This window comes from Protofrankia symbiont of Coriaria ruscifolia (genome assembly GCF_900634745.1).
GTDB lineage: Bacteria > Actinomycetota > Actinomycetes > Frankiales > Frankiaceae > Protofrankia > Protofrankia californiensis.
The window spans coordinates 11,263-12,020 of the sequence record NZ_CAAAFR010000166.1 but is presented as its reverse complement, the minus strand read 5'-3'; the positions used below and the strand labels follow the sequence as shown (position 1 = coordinate 12,020).

At 71.1% G+C, this 758-nt stretch carries 1 pseudogene; it reads right to left on the bottom strand.

Annotation, left to right across the window (positions count from 1 at the left end):
- Positions 1 to 645: pseudogene (locus CV1CTNOD_RS18370) on the bottom strand (transposase); the annotation flags it as partial.
- Positions 646 to 758: the final 113 nt, after the last annotated feature.

Here is a 758-nt window from a genome sequence, read left to right as displayed (position 1 = left end):
TCAGCACGGGGATGACCTGCGGGCTGTCCGCGGCCTGCCCCGCGGTCAGGACGAACGCCAGCGGCCGGCAGTTGCGGTCGGCGGCGAGGTGGACCTTGCTGGTCTGCCCGCCCCGCGACCGCCCGAGCAGGGCGGCTGTCAGCCGGAGCCTGTGTCGGCGCCGGCGGCGCCGGCGTTCTTCCCGCCCGGGGTCGTTTCCGGCGTTCTGCCCGTCGTGTTCCTCCGAGGCGCCCCCTTGTGCCGGGCCTTCCCCTCTTCCTCGGCAGCGGCCTTCTCCAGGGCGGTGATCACATCCCCGTCCCAGGTGCATCCCGGCAACGTCGTGATGGGCCCGGGCGGTGGTGGAGTCCACGCCGACCACCGACAGGTCCACCGCACCGCACCCCGCGTCCCGGCCTCGGCGATCAGGCCCTCCAGCAGGGCGTCGAAGACACCGGCGTCCCGCCACTGCCGGAACCGGTTGGACACGGTCGACCAGGCACCGAACTCCCTCGGCATCTCCCGCCACTGCCCACCCGTCCGGAACCGCCAGACCACACCCTCGAACGGCCACCGCAGCCGCTGCGGGTACGGGCCAAACCCGCCGATCGGCAGGTAGGGCTCGATGAACTCCCACTCCTGGTCTGTCAGTTGCGCCCGCGTCATGCACGACGGTCTACCCGGTCAGACCCGCCACACCAACGAACCCCACAGATCGATCACAACCCGATACACGCCCTAAGCGTCCTCGCATCAAGCGCATGGCACGGTCGATCGCA